Origin of the sequence: Candidatus Litorirhabdus singularis, from assembly GCF_026262625.1 — a bacterium.
GTDB classification, from domain to species: domain Bacteria; phylum Pseudomonadota; class Gammaproteobacteria; order Pseudomonadales; family Halieaceae; genus Litorirhabdus; species Litorirhabdus singularis.
Window position 1 is genome coordinate 469,183 of sequence record NZ_SHNN01000003.1, and the last position, 16,680, is coordinate 485,862.

Sequence of the window (16,680 nt, forward strand, 5' to 3'; positions counted from 1 at the left end):
GACTTGGCACCTCAAAATCTGCAAAATTCGCGCCTCTCGTATCTTGCGAGATTCTGCACACCTTTGTGGCTACGTAGCTCAGCTGGTTAGAGCACAGCATTCATAATGCTGGGGTCGGTGGTTCAAGTCCACCCGTAGCTACCAATTAATTATTTAAAAACAATGACTTACAAACAGCCCCCAATCACCCAACGCCAATTGAACTAAGCATAGACTAAATCACTAGGCGTTTTCTCCTGCTGACAGCTCACGCCACTGAACCGTCAAATCTGCAAATGTTTATGTTGGTACGTTTAGCCCTAGAGTAAAGTCGGTGGTTCAATGCCCCCCCGGGGTGGTGTTTGCTACTCTTTTATTTAACGGTAGCCGCTCTGACTCACGATAGCCCAATTTGAGTTTTCAAATTTAAAAAAAAACAGCTTTTTGACTACTGTAGCGTCCTACTTACCTTGCGCACTCGCTACGCTCATTGACGTGCCAATGAGTGAGCCCATGAGCGTAGCGAGTGCTACAGGCCGTTGCGGCGCTGATGTCCGCTTTCGCCTATTTTGAGACATTCTCAATCTACTGAGCTACCCTCCACAATTAATAAATAAAAAGGGTTTTGAAGTGAAACGTACTCTACAAGACTGGGCTAATCTAGCCGGAATCATCGGAAATGTTGCCATCATAGTGTCACTGCTGTTTGTTGGGCTTCAAATTTCAGATACTACGAAGGAGATGAGGGCTGAGACCGCACACAATGCCACTGCCGCACTTCAGACATGGTACAACGAAGTCGGAACCAATGAGCAGGCGGCAAAAGTATTTCGAAAAGGAATGAATGACGCATCATCTTTATCAAAAGATGAGGCATTGCAGTTCATAATGAGCGTGCATAGTGTAATGCTGGCTTATCAAAGCATTTACTTCCTGGGTATTGAGGGAACGCTGGACTCAGATATGAATATCGCTATGTCTTCGGCATTGGAGGCCGCAGTTCCAACTCAGGGGTTCCGTTGGTACTGGCAACAACGTGGCCGCCACTTTACGAATGAGTTTAGGGGTTTTGTTGACCAAATTATCGCCGCTCACCCGAATGGCGGGGCAGAAGTGTATAAATAGCCCTATTTGATTGTCCGCTACTCGCTGCGCATAAGAGACGAAATGCGAGCCAGGGTATGCTGGCTAAGCAGTCCGGAAAGAGGTGGAGGCAGACATGGCAACCGTCTCCTTTCGCCTAGGAACGGTCCTTAGCCATGTGATATGGTTTTCACCAGGGAAGCGGTAGGCTCTGGGACCTGATTGGAGCATCAGTTGTTCTCCCTCCGCCACTTCTTGCAGTCGGGGTCTCGCTGTCCAGCAGCATACCCTTCGCTGTAAGCCTGCCTATACGTATCATCGTCATATCCGTAGGTAAGGTGGCCGCGTTCATCACAGCCAACGGCGAATCCATCTGAGTTGCCTCGGTCCCTCAATGTATCTTCGGACATAAAATCAGGGTTGTCATCACACCCCATGATGAACGTAGCAGCAACTGCGAATGCTAGTAGTCTTATTTTTTTGTTCATTAGCTCTATACCATCACGCAACAGAGAAAACTTCCTTCGCAAATAGTATAGACAATGGTTGAGATAACATTCATGAAGACAAATCAACCTTTACTCTGGCGCTCAGTCCTCTGCACTGGATAGCAATTCCTCCCTGACAATCGCCACATCTTCGGGCGCACGATGCCCAGCTTGACCTGATTGCCTGCAACAGCGATCACAGTCAGCACTATGTCATTACCGATTAATATTTTCTCGCCAAGACAGCGTGTAAGTATAAGCATGATCGACCCTCCGTGGTGTATGCCTTAGCTAAGTGTAGGCGAGATTCCCGCTGCTTTACCGTTGTAGCGATAAATGACTGAAATGGATTGGTGAAAGCCTCGATGCGTTCCCTACATATCTCCTTCATATCGGCTGCTGGAAAGGCTCTCAGCTTGTCAGTATACTTTACAAATCCCTGTTTTCTACTAAGCCTTAACGCGCTAAGTTATTGATTTGTATCAGTGGGTGCAGCCGCAAGTCGCATTAGATTAGCAATATGGCGGAGGCAGTGATTAAGCCCAGAACTAACCGAAGGTATTATTAGCGAATGAAAACGAGAAGGAACTCCTTATGAAATTGTTGAAGTCTCTATGTTTATTCAGTGCAGCTAGTTTGTTGTCAGGCTGCTATCTTGAGGCCTTTGTAGGTTCAGGAGGAGAAATCAAATCACTATCTGGCACACGAGATTGTGAGGTGAACAGTGTCTGTCTGTTTGAAGTTACTGATACAAATTTCAATGAGTCGTTTGTTGCTATGCCCAAGCCAGGTTATGTGTTTTCAAAATGGAAGGCAGGAAGCGGTTATCTCTGCGGCGATGATACAAACCCTATATGCACCGCAAATAACACCGGTTACGTAGGAAATCCATCAGCAGACGCTATTATCGCTTCAGATTACCGATACCACATCATACCTATCTTCGAACTTGCTGAAACTAGCGGAACTGACGCAGTGGTTGTTGATGCTACAGGGAAAGTAATCGGAATACCCGCTGCAGGGTTGCAGGAAGGGCAAGCAGGATATGGTGGAGAGATGACTGTCTACATGACTTTCGATGGACTAGAGGGTGCGCATCTTGCCGTTCTGGATACGCACGAAGAGAGGGTAAAACAATACGAAAGATTCATCCCCGCTTTTTACAGTGACTTTGGCTGCGATGCGCCCTTCATTGTCATGGACGCGCCACAAAACGAACCTGCTTACGCAATAGCAACAGCTCGGCAACAATTTTATGCGGTTGATCTTTCTGCGGAGCCTGTCGAATATACTCGGCGAACCAGATGGGATGATGCCGCCGAGAGTTGTCAGACACTAGGACAGACGTTACTAAGCACTGGCCTACCCATGGTTCCGGTTGAGATAGACATTACTTGGCCAATCCGAGTGGAACTTAGATAGTAAGTATTGGTTTTTCGCCGCGCTGGCCTCGGAGCCTTATCTAGTGAGCCGCTACTGAGTCCTTTTCAATGTCCTTTAGTGGGAGAAGAAAGCCGAGATCAGGGTTGATCGGTTCCAGAGCTAAGCTAACGACCGCGCACATCCACTATTAGACATAGGCAAGTGTCAGTAAATCTTACAAATCTCCGCTTCCTACTAAGCTTTAACGGGTACTGACAAGTTAACTTATTTTTGCTCGAAAAGTGGGGAGCCAGCGCGAAAGACTCAGTGAAGTCGAGCCAAAAGTGGGAGCTGATGACGCATTTCTGGTTATCTGACCCCTAGTTGTGTAGCGCCAGCCCATGACTTCAAGTTAACTTGTCAGGACCCCTTTCTGACATAATGTCGGCTTAAGTCCGCTAATGTGTTGAACGAGACCGCTGTATGCGCCGCTATAAAATTTTCCTGCTATTGGCCCTGACAGTACTGCCAATCAATTTTTTATACGGCGAGTCAGAGGCATTGTTCAGTGGCGCGCCACGTGGCGATGACGGGCGCTTTACCAACCCGACGGGCGACCTGGCACACGGCAGCTTCGGCGTTCGCTTTCCTTTCATACTTCGACGTTTGGGGACCTATTTTCGTAGCGCCGAGGGAGCGCCGCCGCGGGTCGCCAATGACGGAGCTTTCCTGCGCGAAAATGCCCGCCACAGCGTACCCACAGTAACCTGGATCGGGCATGCGACATTGCTGGTCCAGAGCGAACATGTAACGTTCCTGACCGACCCCACCTGGTCAGCCAGGCCCAGCCCTATGCCGGGAGTGGGTCCGAAGCGTTTTGTGAAGCCCGGCCTTGCGTTCGCGGACCTGCCGCCAATTGATTTTGTGTTGATTTCCCACAATCACTACGACCACCTGGACCTGCCAACGTTACGCAATCTCGCTGAGCGCAATGCTGATACCGTATTTTTTGTCCCGCTGGGCAATGGTGACCTCCTGCGCAGTCAGGGCATCACGCATGTCGAGGAACTCAACTGGGGGCAGGCCTTCACCTACAAGGGCGCCACTATTCATTGCCTCCCATCTCAGCACTGGAGCAAGCGCAGCCTCACGGATGACCACAAGGCACTATGGTCATCCTGGGCCGTCACCGGCGACCAGCGACGCTTCTACTTCGCTGGCGATACGGGCTATTTTTCGGGCTTTGAGGAAATCGGACAAAAACTTGGGCCATTTGACCTGGTTGCGGTTCCCATAGGTGCCTATGAACCGCAGGCCATGATGCGCGAGTCGCACATGAACCCTGAAGAGGCACTTCGTGCTGCACTGGATTTACGTGCCGAAACGGCTGTCGCCATCCATTTTGGCACCTTCGACCTCTCCGACGAACCGCTTGACGAGCCACCACGCCGTTTCAGGGAAGCCGCTGCTGATACAGAGCTTGGTGATGGGGGAGCATGGGTGTTAAACATTGGTGAGACTCGCGAGTTCTGAGATTAGCCCACCTATAGCTTGGGGGGGGTTTGGGGGGGTTTGGCAAGTTCCGTCAAGCAACCGCCCTACTCCATTCTGCAAACGCACTGATCCTTAGATCACGATAATGCTTCGCACCGACTAGATCCGTGCTCAGATTAAACAAGTTATGCACTGCGGCATAGGCGCTAACAAATCTCTGCGCCTGCTTTACCGATTTGAATCGCCTGATCCCTCGCTCCCTGACCCTCGTCGTTGCAGGCGGCGGGCATACAGACGGCCGAACTTGATACACCAAAGACGGATCGCTTTCCGACTGACAGTGATGCTGCGTTCAGCTAGGAGGTCTTCAATATCGGTGAGTGAACTTGTCAGTACCTTGCGTCATCAATAAGTGGTACTTTCGACAAAACCAAGGGAGCACAGCGCATGGACCCAAATATCAAACTTCGACGCCACGCCAAACTATGGGAAAGTGGTACCGCCAACGTTCAACGCTGGGCTGTTGGCTCAGTGATTTTTGCCGTTGTCATGATGCTAAATGTCATCAAACCCTATCATGAGAACTATCAGTCTCAAGAAGTGAAAGATCTGCGTATAGAGTTCCAAGCGTTAGAAGATGAACAAAAGAAGAATGGGCTTCGGATCGCCGGGTTGAATGCAGTTGAAAATGTGCTTGATGAGATAAGACGTGATATCAAAAAAGAACCTTGGGCTGACGAGATAAAAACACTCGTTGACCACTGCCGGGGAGGTTGTCCGGCGGATACAAAGCCGGTTGCCAATGGTGTGATCAATGCCATTTCATTGGAGTTGCGAGAACTCATCGTGGATAAGCTTGATGCCGCCATTAACACCGCAAAGCTCGACCCAGATACAAGTAAAGAGCTCAAACAACATGCTAAGGAAATTAGGGAAAAAATTGAAGAATGGAGGCAAAGCAAGATCAACACAATCTGGTATCGAACCAGAGCAATGAAGCGCGATACCGGCAGTCAGGCTGGCAATGCGGTATTGGTGAGCGCGGAAGAGGCTGAGACCAAGCTCAGCGATCTGGGTCAGGCCACATTGGAAGCGATTAAGGGCACGACGGCAGCAATGGAGAGTAAAAAACAGGAATTGGATACAGAGAATGTCGCCCTTAGCATCGATTTGAAGGACAAAAACGAAACTATTGAGAAAGCGATGAACAGGGCTCTACCCGGCTGGGCGACAGGACTGTTCACTGTTGAAGACATGATCAAGAACTATCCCTGGATACTAATATCACTCATCGTATTCATGTTGGCGAATGCCTGGAATGCCGGGCGCCATTTCCGCGGCATGGCGGATGCGGAGGGCTGGTCCATCGAGGAGCGCAGTGACCCATTGTTGTCTTCCCCATGGACGCTCACATGGCGTGGTTACACAGGCTCTGCCGTGACGACGCTCTATTATTTCACCGTGCTGGGAGCTCTAGCTGCCTGCTTGTTTTTCTCTCTGCGACTCAGCAATACGCCATAGAATTTCTGAAGTAGACAGCCGTGCCGCGTTTTATCCGTCCGCCGGCAATCGATTACTTGGCGCTTACCGTTGAGCAAAGCTGAGCGGCGCGCTGCCGGAATGTTATTTTCGCATCAAGTGCCTTGAGTCAACCCCGCCACAGCGGCGACCACAAAGGAGGCCAGCAACCAACCACTCAAAGCTTGAACATACAGCGAGCTCTGCGCCCACTCCGGCAAATTTTCTTCGATGTGCTTTCTATGGGCCGAATTGAGCTCAACCAGTGGCAACATATAGTCCAGGCTTGCCCACGTAGACCACCAGAGTGATTTGTCGCTGGTGAGCCGAATAATTAGGGCTCCTACACAGCTGAAAGCAACTACCCAAAACAGCGCCAGAAAAGAATAAACACCTATACCATATCCAACGCCAATCTCCAGCAACCACATTCCGGCGCAGCCGCTCAAGCTGCTAGTTATATCATTTCCATTGCATACAGCCGTCCTCTCTCTCTTCCTGGCCTCAAAGAGGACCTCGGCGGCGGCACTATAAGCTCCATCTTTACGCAGCTGGCTCGCCAAATGGTGATAGGGCTGTGCAGTAAAAGTCGTGTCACGGCTCAGCCAGTCCACGTAGTAACCCGAAGAACTACCACTCTTGCCCAGACTGTCATCATGCAGTTTAGAGTAATGCAGGCCATCAATTTCTAAAACCGGGAGCTTATTCCCTTTAACAGAATCAAGTTCCCTTGTACGAATCAGCCCATCGTGAACAACTGCTACTTGCGCGTCCTGCAGAATAATCTTATTTATTCCGCCTGCATCAACCTGATGTCGACCTTGTTTTTGTGCTGTTACTTTGTCACAGGTTTCAGTTTTTTTACCGGCATAATCAAGCATCAAATCGCCGCTCACTTTCAATCTTCTTGCATTTACGCTGCCTTTAATGATGCTCCCGCGCAAGTCAAAATCGTTCCCGATCTTTGTGTGCCTCAAGTCGATCATGGCATCGCCCGGGGAACGTATCTCGCACAAAATCAAACTATCGCCTATAGAGCTATTGGTAAGGTCGAGGCCAGCAACCTCAGCCCCCGAGAACCCCATGCGCCCATTTACTCTTGAGCTACGTAAGTCAATTCGTTCAAGAAAACGGGCACCATGCCTGAAATTTAGATCTTCTCCAACGGACAGGAACTGCATATTTACTTTGCCCTTGAAATGGGCGTAGTCACCCACAAACTCACCTTCAACTACGGCACTGTTAGCAATAAATTCTCCCCCGATAACGGTACGAAATCTCTCCGGTAAATCAACGCCAGACTCAACATTCTCCGACTCATGCAAATGAAGATCCTGCCCTATAACGGCATGCCTCATATTAAACGTTCTATCAACGTGAGAAGCCCGGGCAGACAGTTGGCCTCGAACAGTCGCGCCAGACAGTAAGAAATCGCTCTCAAAAAAAGAGCCATCAACTATCAGGTCATAATGAAATTCGGTATTCCGAAACGTGACCCGGTCCGAAAACCTGGAGTGCGTTAGCGAAACCCTCTTGGACACTTCTCTGTCCGTGACGCAAACGGGATTCTGAAAGTGCGCGCCAACAATATTTATCGCAGAAATGTGCACGTCCGAGAGCAGATGATATAAAAAGCCCTCTTCAAGTAATTTGTGATTGTTCAGCAGCGACGGTTCATTTGAGCCAAGCCCACATAATTGACCCTCGCAGCTAACCGCTCTAAGGTCGGCTTGCATGCCGCTTAGAAGCTGCAACTCTATCCAATCTGTCAGCGGCGTCCGCTCAAAATTCTCTATGAACTCGCAGCTCTCATCCAGAACTCTCTCGTCCGCAGATGTATTCAATGGATACAGAGAAACTGCCAAAACTGGCAAGATCATTAGCACACCATGGACCAAGGACCGAAGTGACAGGCGAAAACACTGACGGTAATCCCTGAAGTGTTTGATGAGCGTCATAGACGGCACTCCTCCCAGAACAAGACATTGCTGCAGGCACAGCATTGTTCGGCCGCAGGTATCTGCATATTCATGTAACCCCTCATCTACTTACTGAGCGGTGCTACTGCCCAAATTGGCAAATCCTCCAAGCCTTTCAACATCCTTCAACATGCCCTCACAGATATGTTCCCCCAATGCTCTGTATGCCTCAAACTGGGCCTCCGAAAAAAACTGATCTGCCGTCGATTCATGTGGATAGGCAGGGTTCTCTTTGCGATACGCACGAATGTACTCCGGCTCATCTCCCGTAACCGAAAGCTTGATGTAAAGCAGGTGTCCAACCTCGCCGTTGCCATAGTTAATGTCCGCAAGTGCCCAATGCGCCAGACTGTTCCGTTCGCCAGACGACGCGCGTCTCAAGCGCAGATTGTCCAGCGCGGTGTCGCCCTCCACCAGGGAATCTGAACCGACACTGAAATCAATCTCAATTCCCATATCGATCCTGGCAAAACGCATGACGGTGACGAGACCGTTGAAAGTGATCTCCGGGTCATGCTCGCCGTCTACAGCGACGATAAACTTACAACGCCGGCGCAGCAGCTCATAAACTGCCAGGTTCTCAATATGGCCACCATCAGATACGTTCACATGCGAGGTCTTGGCATTGATTCTGCCAAGGGCTTCTCGCCATATTAGCGCTGGGCGCGCGCCACCCAGCAGCATTCGCTTGTACCAGCTTCCAGCCTCGACTTTAGCCGGATTGGGAAGCCAGTACCCCAGCCGAATATTGAGAAGCGTCATAATAAAGCTCAATGAGCGATTGGTAGTGCGCCCCATATTCGGTGCAGCAGCAGCACCCGAGATGGCCATAGCGGTTCCAAGATTAAGGTGGCTGTCTACATGCTCCATTACTTCGGTAGGCGCGTAGCCGGTGATTTCACCCCCGGTATAGTGTTTGCTGAATATGAAAAAGTCCGACTCGCGTCCGCGCAGATCCTTAAGGCTACTGCCCTGCAAATTAAGCGCCACGTTGACCAGATGGTAGGGCGCCTTTGAGCCAGGCTGGTTCAGTTGGCTCATCTTTACGTCGTCGGTAGGAAGAATTTCATCCTCATCATCCAAATCGATGAGGAATGCCTTACTTAACCTGTCGCGATAAAACCCATGAGGAGAGGTGATGTTAATGTCGAGAAAATATCGGTTAAATAACCAGAGGAAAATGGCAGCGATGATAAACGCAATACCTTCCCTGCTGAAAATTTGATGTGGCTGCGCACCAAGAATTCTCAAGCTGGCTGAAGACCCTCGCACAAGATAGTAACAATCTGATTGCTGATCAATACGAAAGCGCTCGCGCAGGGAAACAGGATAAGTAGGCTGATTTGGAGCTGCATCACATTTTGTGGGGGAATCGGCATCCTTTGGCCTAAAGCCCCAGATTCGCCGATCTGCTCGCCAGTCATCCGAATCAATTCCCGCGCAATCAGTCTCGGCACACTCCATTTTACCAGTGGTGATTTCCAAAGACGCCAGATTCAGATTGCGCCCGGCAAAATCACCTATGACATCCTCTACGGATTCGGGCTGACGTTTATCAGGTTCGAACAACAGGCCGTATAAGCCTATTAGTGAGCTATAAAGATCACCGATCTCCTCTCTGACGCCGAATTCTCTGGGGGACAGTGGCGTAACAGCATCGCCAGAATCCTTTGGGTCAACATCCCATTTTCCACAGCCCTGGTCGCTCTGCTGACACTTCGCAAGCTGATCGAGATACTTAGATGATTCAAGCGGCAAAAAAGGTGAATCGATAAACTTAAGACACAACATCAAAAAAATGAGAAAGATAACGGCGGGACCTAATACACCTAGTATCAGCAGTACCACCTTGCCGAATATTCTCCCGACGTTTTCTGATGCTTTTCCAGCAAGACCAAAAGCACAAAACACCAGCAACAATAGAATACCCAAAGACCAGTAACCCTGGCGTCCCAGTTGCACCAACCATTGCGACAATTGGCCGCCGTCATGCTCTATGGCAAGCCGGGTGAGATTCAACAGTGGCATGGCTAAGGCGACGATGATCGCTAGCAACAGCGGCACTGTTAACGCTAGCTCAAAGTAATTTCGTTGCCGCCAGCTAAACAATTTCCCCAGTATTTTCACGGCGAAGGGAAAGGCTACCGACATAATCACAAAAACCGTAATCAATGGCATAATCAACAGCGGAAACTGATCCCACAGCGGCCCGAATTCGTAGAAAACCGCAACAAGCACCACGGACATCATAATAAATGGCAGGAATACGAAAAGGTTGAGTACAACGCCTCGTAATAGCAGGTTGGGTAGGCGCAAACGCCCCAGAATGCCTCCCGGCATTAAATAGCTACTGAAGTTACGTAGGTGGGTTAGCGCCGTCGGTTCAGTAGAACCGGTAGTGTACTTAAACGGAAACTTCTCGTAGTCCGTACTGGCTTTTGGATTGTTTAATACAGATGAGAGACAAGAGCCAATATAGCCGCCGCCCGAAACAGTAGACAGGTAGTCTATGTGTTTAAGCCAGCCGTGTTTTGCCAGGCCCTGTATTACGCCCAGACTGAAGGTGGCCGAGCGGATACCGCCACCAGAAAGTGATAGGCCTTTGAGACTATTGTCCACATTGGGCTTGTCATCGAAAGCTTCGCTGACATCAACTCCAACTTTTTGCCGACGCTCGCTGATTGTTTTTAACTCTTGCGGGAAGACTTCTTCTATAAATTGATTCTGATTTCGACCCTTCGCACTTTCCATGTTCAGCTTCTCTTATCGTCTTCGTGATCAGGCGCTGTTAGCGCAGAATATTATTGGGCTGGTACGAATGTTTAATTAGTGGCCACTTAGGCACTCGCCTCCTGTGCCGTTCCGACATAGGAGAAGGCCTTCCAGGAGATGATGTTTCGTTACATAACTGATCTACGTGATAATGCACTACAGAGTCTTTAAGAACTCGATGATATTCATTCGATCTTCTTTGGACAGCGCCGGGCCAATCACTCCCTTGGCCTGTTGATCCCAGCCCTTCTCGCGGTCCCACCTATTAGAAAATTCATGGCCCTGATTGCCGTTACCGGGCACCGTAGTGTCTAGTATGAAATAGCCATCGCTGCTGTATTTTTCGCCTGGGCGAAACAGCGAGGTGATGTCCTCAGGCTGTTTCAGTCCCATATGCACCGGGTCGAATGTGATATTACCCAATTGTACATATCTTGGACGCTGATCCGGGGGGGACAGCAAGTCATAAACAGTTGCTATCGAACCATTGTGCAGAAAAGGCGCAGTAGCCCAGATACCATTGTGCGGCCGGGCCTTGTAGCCAGCATCGATTTGCAGGCAGTTCGGTCGATGTTCTTCGTAGATCGCCTGGTCTTCTTCGGCGATATAATTCTCAATAAACCATTCGTTATTAACCTGCTGCACGATGGCACCTAGCGCCAGTCCAAACAGCATATCTGGACTGTCCCCTACACTCACATTGACCAGGCGGGGCTCCGAAGCAGAAGCGATCTTGGGATCCATTGATTGTGGAGCATAGGTGCAAATATCCGCTGAAACGCCCATACCGGCGGTTTGCTCTGCCGCTGTGCCGCCGGCATCCCCCGCGGTATCCACCGTACGGTACTTCATAATATCTGCTGTCGCGGGGTCAGTGCCGACTTGCTCCACCGAGATCATTTTCACGTTCAACAGAGCGTCAGGCGTCGCATGCTTGTAGCGACCGTCGGCCCCCCTCTCTGAAAGAGATTGGCCAGCGTGGGGCTTCTCATTGTAGTAGACCTCTGGCTCGAAGTACTTCCGGCTACCGTACCCGGTTTCGTGTGTGTCCTGGTTACGCCAGAAGGCATCTGAGTTTAGCGGTGGTAAATGACAGCCAGCGCAGTGCTCTGTGTACAGCGCCTCTCCCTTACTACTGCGCGCAGGAACAACCTCTCCGAAGGCCTCTGGCCATTTGGGCCCAGACAAGCCGGTCAAGCCATTCAGTCCGGTACCAGGATCGCGTACAAAGGGATTATCTAAGCCTTCGGTTGAACCGCTGGGAAAAGGATTATCTCCGCTAAGCGCCTGCTCGATCCAGTAGAGGTTAGCCAGCGGCACCGAAGATGAGAACCGCGCCTCACCTTTGGGTGCTCTGGTGTTTATAGTGGCTCTTACACCCATAGCCTCACCCGCATTCCTGATCAGGGGCTGCATTATCGAACCATCGTACTGGACCCAGTCGAACCAGGAAGCAGTCCACAAATGTGGAAAGTTAACCGGGGCGTTAATGGCCACATAGTTACCATAACGCTTCGGGTCCAGCGCAAAAACCTGGTTACCTATGCGATTAAGAGCGTCCAGACGTGCGAAACCCTCAACGACATCAACCTCGCCAGGAGCCTCGGCCAGGGAGGCAACACGCGCCTCTAGCTCCACCGCTAAATCGGCTGCGTTTTTGTCCGTGTAGGCATCGTCCTTGAGCACGGCCTTGGCAAAACGATCAAATCGCGCATTGAATATAGGAAATTTTGAAGAGACGAGGGTCTGGCCCAGCGCCGCGCCAAGTGCAATGGTCAGTTGCCCCAGGTCGATAGGGGCCGCGCCGCCCTCAATTATGTATCTCTTGTTATTATAGATAAGCTGAGACGTGTGACAGGCAGAGCAGTTAAACCCAACAACAGTTTCACTATTATTGATGCCCTCCAGTGACTCGTATTGTGAAAGCGCAAATCCCACCGGCAAGCCATCTGGATTCAGATCGCTTTTCTCACCCTCAATAAATCCAAAGCGAAGTAGATAGCTGTTATCTGAGAATTTTCCCCGGTCACCGAACGGAATCGTAAAAAGGCTGCTGGCTGGCTGCTCCAGTGCCAACAACCAACTCAGAGGAATAGGTAGCGTGGAAGTGCCCTGACTGATGTGGTGAAACTTTGCGGTGGTTTGCTCATCCCAGTTTTGACTGCGGTTCAGACGGACCACGTCTTTGTCACTGATCTGCGGCAGTGCAGGTAGCCGCGGTGCTGACATTGCCTCCAGAACAGCACCAAATTTGTCCCCCGTAAGGAAATCAACCGCGGCGATTAACAAGATAAGGCCGATGGCCATTAAGAGCCGCTTGAGCGGGTGCCTGAAAACTGTTTTTCGTATGTTTATCAATTGAGATTACCTTATTTTTATTAGGTTTTTCTCAAGCCAGCGGACTGGCTTAACATCTTGGGCTGACCAGGCCACTTAATCGTTAAATCGCTATTCACCCCATCTGCGAAACGAGCATGTAGATGTCTATAGTTGCTAAGGTTAGCTGGTTTCTCGCTAAAGTCTAAGTTTAGTAAATATCAACGAGACTGCAGCTTGGTTTTGGCTCTGTTCCTGCGCTCTGTCTTGAGGCTCTGTTCACTGTTGAGTGAATGCCGCCGCGACGCTCCGTTCCCAGAGCGTCTTGCGTGAATTCGATCGGTGATCGCCGACCCGGCGCTACCAGAACAGGATGGGCAACAACTAAATGCAGAGGATCAAAATGGTCAACTTTTGAAGAGGTGAAATACCCCTGCTCACGCCATGGAACCGCGCAGGTATGCCAGATTCGACATGTGGGGAGATCTTTGGCAGGATTAGGACAACAGACAGTGTGGTGACTGTCAGCATTTATGCTATTGGGCCGGCGCGAGTTACATTGACTGCGTTAATTTAGTATTGCCTATAATCAGGGCTGGGTGACTCGCCAACGGGTGCCTGCCCACGTTGCATAGACCTGTATTATCACTTACCTAAAAACGGGAGATTACCTATGACCAGCTCAAGTGAAGCCCCCTTCAGTAGCCCCGGCGAGATCAACAACTGGCCGATGCTCAAGATTGTTTATCGCACCAGCCCGGAAGCCATAGCTGCACTACTGCCTCCGGGAATAACCAACAGCGAAACTTCCAACGTCACCCTGTCTATTTATAATCTCCCGGTACCTGATGAGCCCGAGTATGGCATTCTGATGACTTGCGATGCCACCTATGATGGCATTCCAGGTGAATGGGCGCTGGGTTATGGGATCGATCAGGAGTCCGCGATATTTATCAGTCAGGCCACCAACGGCCAGCCCAAGTTTCCCTGTGAAACCGAGTACTACCGACAAGGCGACCGTGTGCGCGCACGCTGCATACACCAGGGCTATACCTTCGTCGAGTTTGAAGGCACTGAGGTTGGTCAAGACAACTACACCGACGGCCTGGAACGCAACGAATGGTGGGTTAAGGTTTCGCGCGAAGTAGGCGGCGGAAAAGGCTACGACTTCCCTCCACACGTCGTCCATGTACAGGGTAAATACGGCCCGGGCTATCGTCTCAAGCTGGACGGTGAACTTACTCTACGCGAAAGCCCCTGGGATCCCATCGCCGAATTGCTGCCGATGGAAGAGCAGGTTTCTGCGCACCTGTGGTGGCCTGAATTCAAGAGCCGCGATATCTCACTGGCAGGCCCGCTCGACCCAGAGGCGTTCTGGCCACATATTGATACTATTTCCGGCTCACGCTGGCCCGGTAGCAATGGCGGGCCCAAGCGCAAAACCCCACCTCCACCATCGCAATGGAAGAAATCAGCCTGACGGCAAGTCATTGATCATCCCCGCTAAAGCGGGGATGTTGAGCAAAGATTGAGCCCTTGCGAGCGGATATCAGCGAGGGTTTTGCCAGCTGGCGTTTATCAGTTTTTGACGTTTCAGCACATTAACCGCTGAATAGCTAGCAAACCCATTCCAAGAGCACATTAGGTGGGCATCGTATGCAGCAGAGTGTTGGCTTTAGCAAGAAATATGGTGCCTGGGCGCTGGTCACCGGCAGTTCTGCCGGTATTGGCAAGGAGTTCGCTCGCCAACTGGCAGCACGGGGCCTAAATCTGGCTCTGGTGGCACGCCGCGGTGACTTACTGAGAGACTTGGCCGCAGAGCTGGAGTCGACCTACGCTATTCAAACCCGTGTGATCCCCTGTGATCTCAGCCAGACCAACTTTCTGGAGGAGATCAGCAGCGCCTGCGTTGATCTGGAAATTGGCTTACTGGTCAACAATGCCGGGGCGCCCAGTTTTCACGGGCGCTTTCTCAGTCGCTCCATCGCCGAGATGGAGCAGACGCTGCACTTCAGCATCCATGTACAGTTGCATCTTATCCGTCATTTTGCCGCAGCCATGGCCCAGCGCCGGCGCGGCGGTATCGTTCAGGTCAGCTCCATTTCAGGCAATCTATCCATGCCATTCATGGCGGAGTATTCGGCGAGCAAGGGTTATCAGCTGCAGCTCGGCGAATCACTGCACTACGAACTCAAGGATTACGGCATAGACGTAATCGTGCTGTCCCCAGGGGCCACGCACTCCGAGCGCATAAACTTCGGCATGCAACCGGAACCGGTCGTAGCCGCGGCCCTCGACAATCTAGGCCGACTACCCTCGGTCATTCCCGGCTGGCGCAACCAATGGAGTGCCTTCAAACGCCGACACTTCAACAGCCGCAAGCAGGTTGTACAGGCAATGGGTGACTTCCAGCGCGGACGCTTGCAACCACCCCACGACATCATAGAGTAGTCTAAACTGACTGAATATCGTGCATAGAATAGATGGGAGAGAAAATCATGGACCGTTATTTGATTGTATCCACTGATGGCCACGCTGGGCTGCCGCCAGGAGGCTATCGCGATTATCTGGATACCAAATACCACGCCGAATTTGACGCTCGTCTGACAGCCCAACAAGCGGCGACCAGGGCAAGAGAGAACAAATTCCTGATTTCCGATTTCAATGATAAATGGCGCCAGGGTATCGAGAAGGAGCTAACGGGCGCTTGGAATGGGGAGATGCGTACCAAGGTCATAGATGGCGACGGTGTCGCCGCCGAGGTGCTATTTCCCGACGGAATTACCGAACAAAACGCTCCACCTTTTGGCGCTGATCTCGGCCTGAAACCCTGGGGTCATGATACCGAGCTGCAATGGGCAGGCGCCCGCTCCCACAATCGCTGGATGGCTGAATTTTGCAAGGAAGACCCGGTACGTCGCATAGGGCTAGCCATCGTGCTAATGCTATACGATGTGGACGAGGCTCTTGCAGAGGTCAAATGGGCGCACAAGAATGGCCTACAGGGTATTTTGATACCGGCATTAATGGGAGAACTAGACCCCTATAACCACCCCAAGTATTACCCTATCTGGGAGTTCTGCCAGGAACATAATATGGTGGTTCATACTCACTCCGGACCCTCCCCAGACTTCAATTTTGACCTGCCGGGGGCCATGGGCATTTACCTCACAGAGTTTGCCTGGTGGGCCGGGCGCCCTATGTGGCACATGATTTTCGGCGGCGTTTTCGAGAAGTTCCCGCGCCTCAAGTTCGTTATCACCGAGGTCAGCGAGTTCTGGGTTCCACATCTGCTGGAGCTGATGGACGTGCGCGCTTCGGTCAAACATACCAGCGGCAAGCTGGGTGATTTTCGCAGCAACCTGACCATGAAACCCAGTGAATACTTCAAGCGTAATTGCTGGGTGGGCGCCTCTGCCTTATTCGACGAGGGCTCCACTGCGGTGCGCCATGACATCGGCATTGAGAACGTAATGTGGGGCACCGATTATCCTCACCCCGAGGGCTCATGGCCTAATACCCATGAAAAGCTGATCAAGTACATGAAAGGTATGCCGGAATCGGAATTGCAGTCGATACTCAACCGCAATGCAATAGAGTGTTACAACCTCGATGTGAAAAAACTCAACCCCATTGCGGAACGTATCGGCCCTCTTAAATCGGACTTTGTTGACGCGGCTGCCTGAGGC

The 16,680-nt window shown here is 51.0% G+C and carries 12 protein-coding genes, 1 tRNA gene and 1 pseudogene; 8 read left to right on the forward strand and 6 right to left on the reverse strand.

The features are described 5' to 3' along the window. The first annotated feature begins 67 nt into the window (after nucleotides 1–67). Both EYC98_RS16675 and EYC98_RS16680 read left to right on the forward strand, forming a co-directional pair. Nucleotides 68–144, forward strand: a tRNA-Met gene (locus EYC98_RS16675). A 465-nt stretch (nucleotides 145–609) separates the two neighbouring features. Then, a complete protein-coding gene (locus EYC98_RS16680) occupies nucleotides 610–1,104 on the forward strand; it encodes a hypothetical protein (protein WP_279246506.1) in 495 nt (164 codons plus the stop codon). Between the two features lie 188 nt (nucleotides 1,105–1,292). Here EYC98_RS16680 and EYC98_RS16685 read toward each other — a convergent pair whose 3' ends face one another. Then, a complete protein-coding gene (locus tag EYC98_RS16685) occupies nucleotides 1,293–1,550 on the reverse strand; it encodes a hypothetical protein (RefSeq protein WP_279246507.1) in 258 nt (85 codons plus the stop codon). A gap of 83 nt (nucleotides 1,551–1,633) precedes the next feature. Next, nucleotides 1,634–1,813, reverse strand: a complete 180-nt coding sequence (locus EYC98_RS21680; protein ID WP_338140840.1) for a carbon storage regulator — start codon at nucleotides 1,811–1,813, stop codon at nucleotides 1,634–1,636. Nucleotides 1,814–2,144: 331 nt separating this feature from the next. Here EYC98_RS21680 and EYC98_RS16690 point away from each other — a divergent pair, with 331 nt between their 5' ends. Both EYC98_RS16690 and EYC98_RS16695 read left to right on the forward strand, forming a co-directional pair. Then, the gene (locus EYC98_RS16690) at nucleotides 2,145–2,972 is read left to right on the forward strand and encodes a hypothetical protein (RefSeq protein WP_279246508.1); all 828 of its coding nucleotides are present in this window, start codon (nucleotides 2,145–2,147) and stop codon (nucleotides 2,970–2,972) included. Nucleotides 2,973–3,395: 423 nt separating this feature from the next. Next, nucleotides 3,396–4,445 (forward strand): MBL fold metallo-hydrolase, encoded by a 1,050-nt coding sequence (locus tag EYC98_RS16695; RefSeq protein ID WP_279246509.1) that lies wholly within the window; start codon nucleotides 3,396–3,398, stop codon nucleotides 4,443–4,445. A gap of 52 nt (nucleotides 4,446–4,497) precedes the next feature. On the opposite strand, the pseudogene EYC98_RS21865 reads toward EYC98_RS16695, so the two are convergent. After that, a pseudogene (locus tag EYC98_RS21865) lies at nucleotides 4,498–4,677 on the reverse strand (IS6 family transposase); the annotation flags it as partial. Nucleotides 4,678–4,853: 176 nt separating this feature from the next. Here EYC98_RS21865 and EYC98_RS16700 point away from each other — a divergent pair. Beyond that, entirely contained in the window at nucleotides 4,854–5,927 is a 1,074-nt protein-coding gene (locus EYC98_RS16700; protein WP_279246510.1) for a coiled-coil domain-containing protein, read from the forward strand. A gap of 113 nt (nucleotides 5,928–6,040) precedes the next feature. On the opposite strand, the gene EYC98_RS16705 is transcribed toward EYC98_RS16700, so the two are convergent. The 3 genes from EYC98_RS16705 to EYC98_RS16715 form a co-directional block, all read right to left on the reverse strand. Then, nucleotides 6,041–7,882: a hypothetical protein gene (locus EYC98_RS16705; protein ID WP_279246511.1), complete on the reverse strand. Its 1,842-nt coding sequence runs from the start codon at nucleotides 7,880–7,882 to the stop codon at nucleotides 6,041–6,043. A 90-nt stretch (nucleotides 7,883–7,972) separates the two neighbouring features. Continuing rightward, on the reverse strand, nucleotides 7,973–10,654 hold the full coding sequence (locus EYC98_RS16710; RefSeq protein ID WP_279246512.1) for a patatin-like phospholipase family protein: 2,682 nt from the start codon (nucleotides 10,652–10,654) through the stop codon (nucleotides 7,973–7,975). 177 nt (nucleotides 10,655–10,831) lie between these two features. Next, nucleotides 10,832–12,982: a di-heme-cytochrome C peroxidase gene (locus EYC98_RS16715; protein WP_279246513.1), complete on the reverse strand. Its 2,151-nt coding sequence runs from the start codon at nucleotides 12,980–12,982 to the stop codon at nucleotides 10,832–10,834. Nucleotides 12,983–13,664: 682 nt separating this feature from the next. On the opposite strand from EYC98_RS16715, the gene EYC98_RS16720 reads away from it, so the two are divergent. The 3 genes from EYC98_RS16720 (at nucleotide 13,665) to EYC98_RS16730 (ending at nucleotide 16,677) form a co-directional block, all read left to right on the forward strand. Beyond that, complete coding sequence (locus tag EYC98_RS16720; protein WP_279246514.1) at nucleotides 13,665–14,471, forward strand: acetoacetate decarboxylase family protein; 807 nt, start codon at nucleotides 13,665–13,667, stop codon at nucleotides 14,469–14,471. Nucleotides 14,472–14,647: 176 nt separating this feature from the next. Next, entirely contained in the window at nucleotides 14,648–15,442 is a 795-nt protein-coding gene (locus EYC98_RS16725; protein ID WP_279246515.1) for an SDR family NAD(P)-dependent oxidoreductase, read from the forward strand. Between the two features lie 47 nt (nucleotides 15,443–15,489). After that, entirely contained in the window at nucleotides 15,490–16,677 is a 1,188-nt protein-coding gene (locus tag EYC98_RS16730) for an amidohydrolase family protein (protein ID WP_279246516.1), read from the forward strand. Nucleotides 16,678–16,680 lie beyond the last annotated feature (3 nt).

Excerpts from the sequence above, each read along its gene's own strand:
- EYC98_RS16685 (WP_279246507.1), bottom strand. The coding sequence starts at position 1,550 with ATGAACAAAAAAATAAGACTACTAGCATTCGCAGTTGCTGCTACGTTC.
- EYC98_RS21680 (WP_338140840.1), bottom strand. The coding sequence starts at position 1,813 with ATGCTTATACTTACACGCTGTCTTGGCGAGAAAATATTAATCGGTAAT.
- EYC98_RS16690 (WP_279246508.1), top strand. The coding sequence starts at position 2,145 with ATGAAATTGTTGAAGTCTCTATGTTTATTCAGTGCAGCTAGTTTGTTG.
- EYC98_RS16695 (WP_279246509.1), top strand. The coding sequence starts at position 3,396 with ATGCGCCGCTATAAAATTTTCCTGCTATTGGCCCTGACAGTACTGCCA.
- EYC98_RS16700 (WP_279246510.1), top strand. The coding sequence starts at position 4,854 with ATGGACCCAAATATCAAACTTCGACGCCACGCCAAACTATGGGAAAGT.
- EYC98_RS16705 (WP_279246511.1), bottom strand. The coding sequence starts at position 7,882 with ATGACGCTCATCAAACACTTCAGGGATTACCGTCAGTGTTTTCGCCTG.
- EYC98_RS16710 (WP_279246512.1), bottom strand. The coding sequence starts at position 10,654 with ATGGAAAGTGCGAAGGGTCGAAATCAGAATCAATTTATAGAAGAAGTC.
- EYC98_RS16715 (WP_279246513.1), bottom strand. The coding sequence starts at position 12,982 with ATGGCCATCGGCCTTATCTTGTTAATCGCCGCGGTTGATTTCCTTACG.
- EYC98_RS16720 (WP_279246514.1), top strand. The coding sequence starts at position 13,665 with ATGACCAGCTCAAGTGAAGCCCCCTTCAGTAGCCCCGGCGAGATCAAC.
- EYC98_RS16725 (WP_279246515.1), top strand. The coding sequence starts at position 14,648 with ATGCAGCAGAGTGTTGGCTTTAGCAAGAAATATGGTGCCTGGGCGCTG.
- EYC98_RS16730 (WP_279246516.1), top strand. The coding sequence starts at position 15,490 with ATGGACCGTTATTTGATTGTATCCACTGATGGCCACGCTGGGCTGCCG.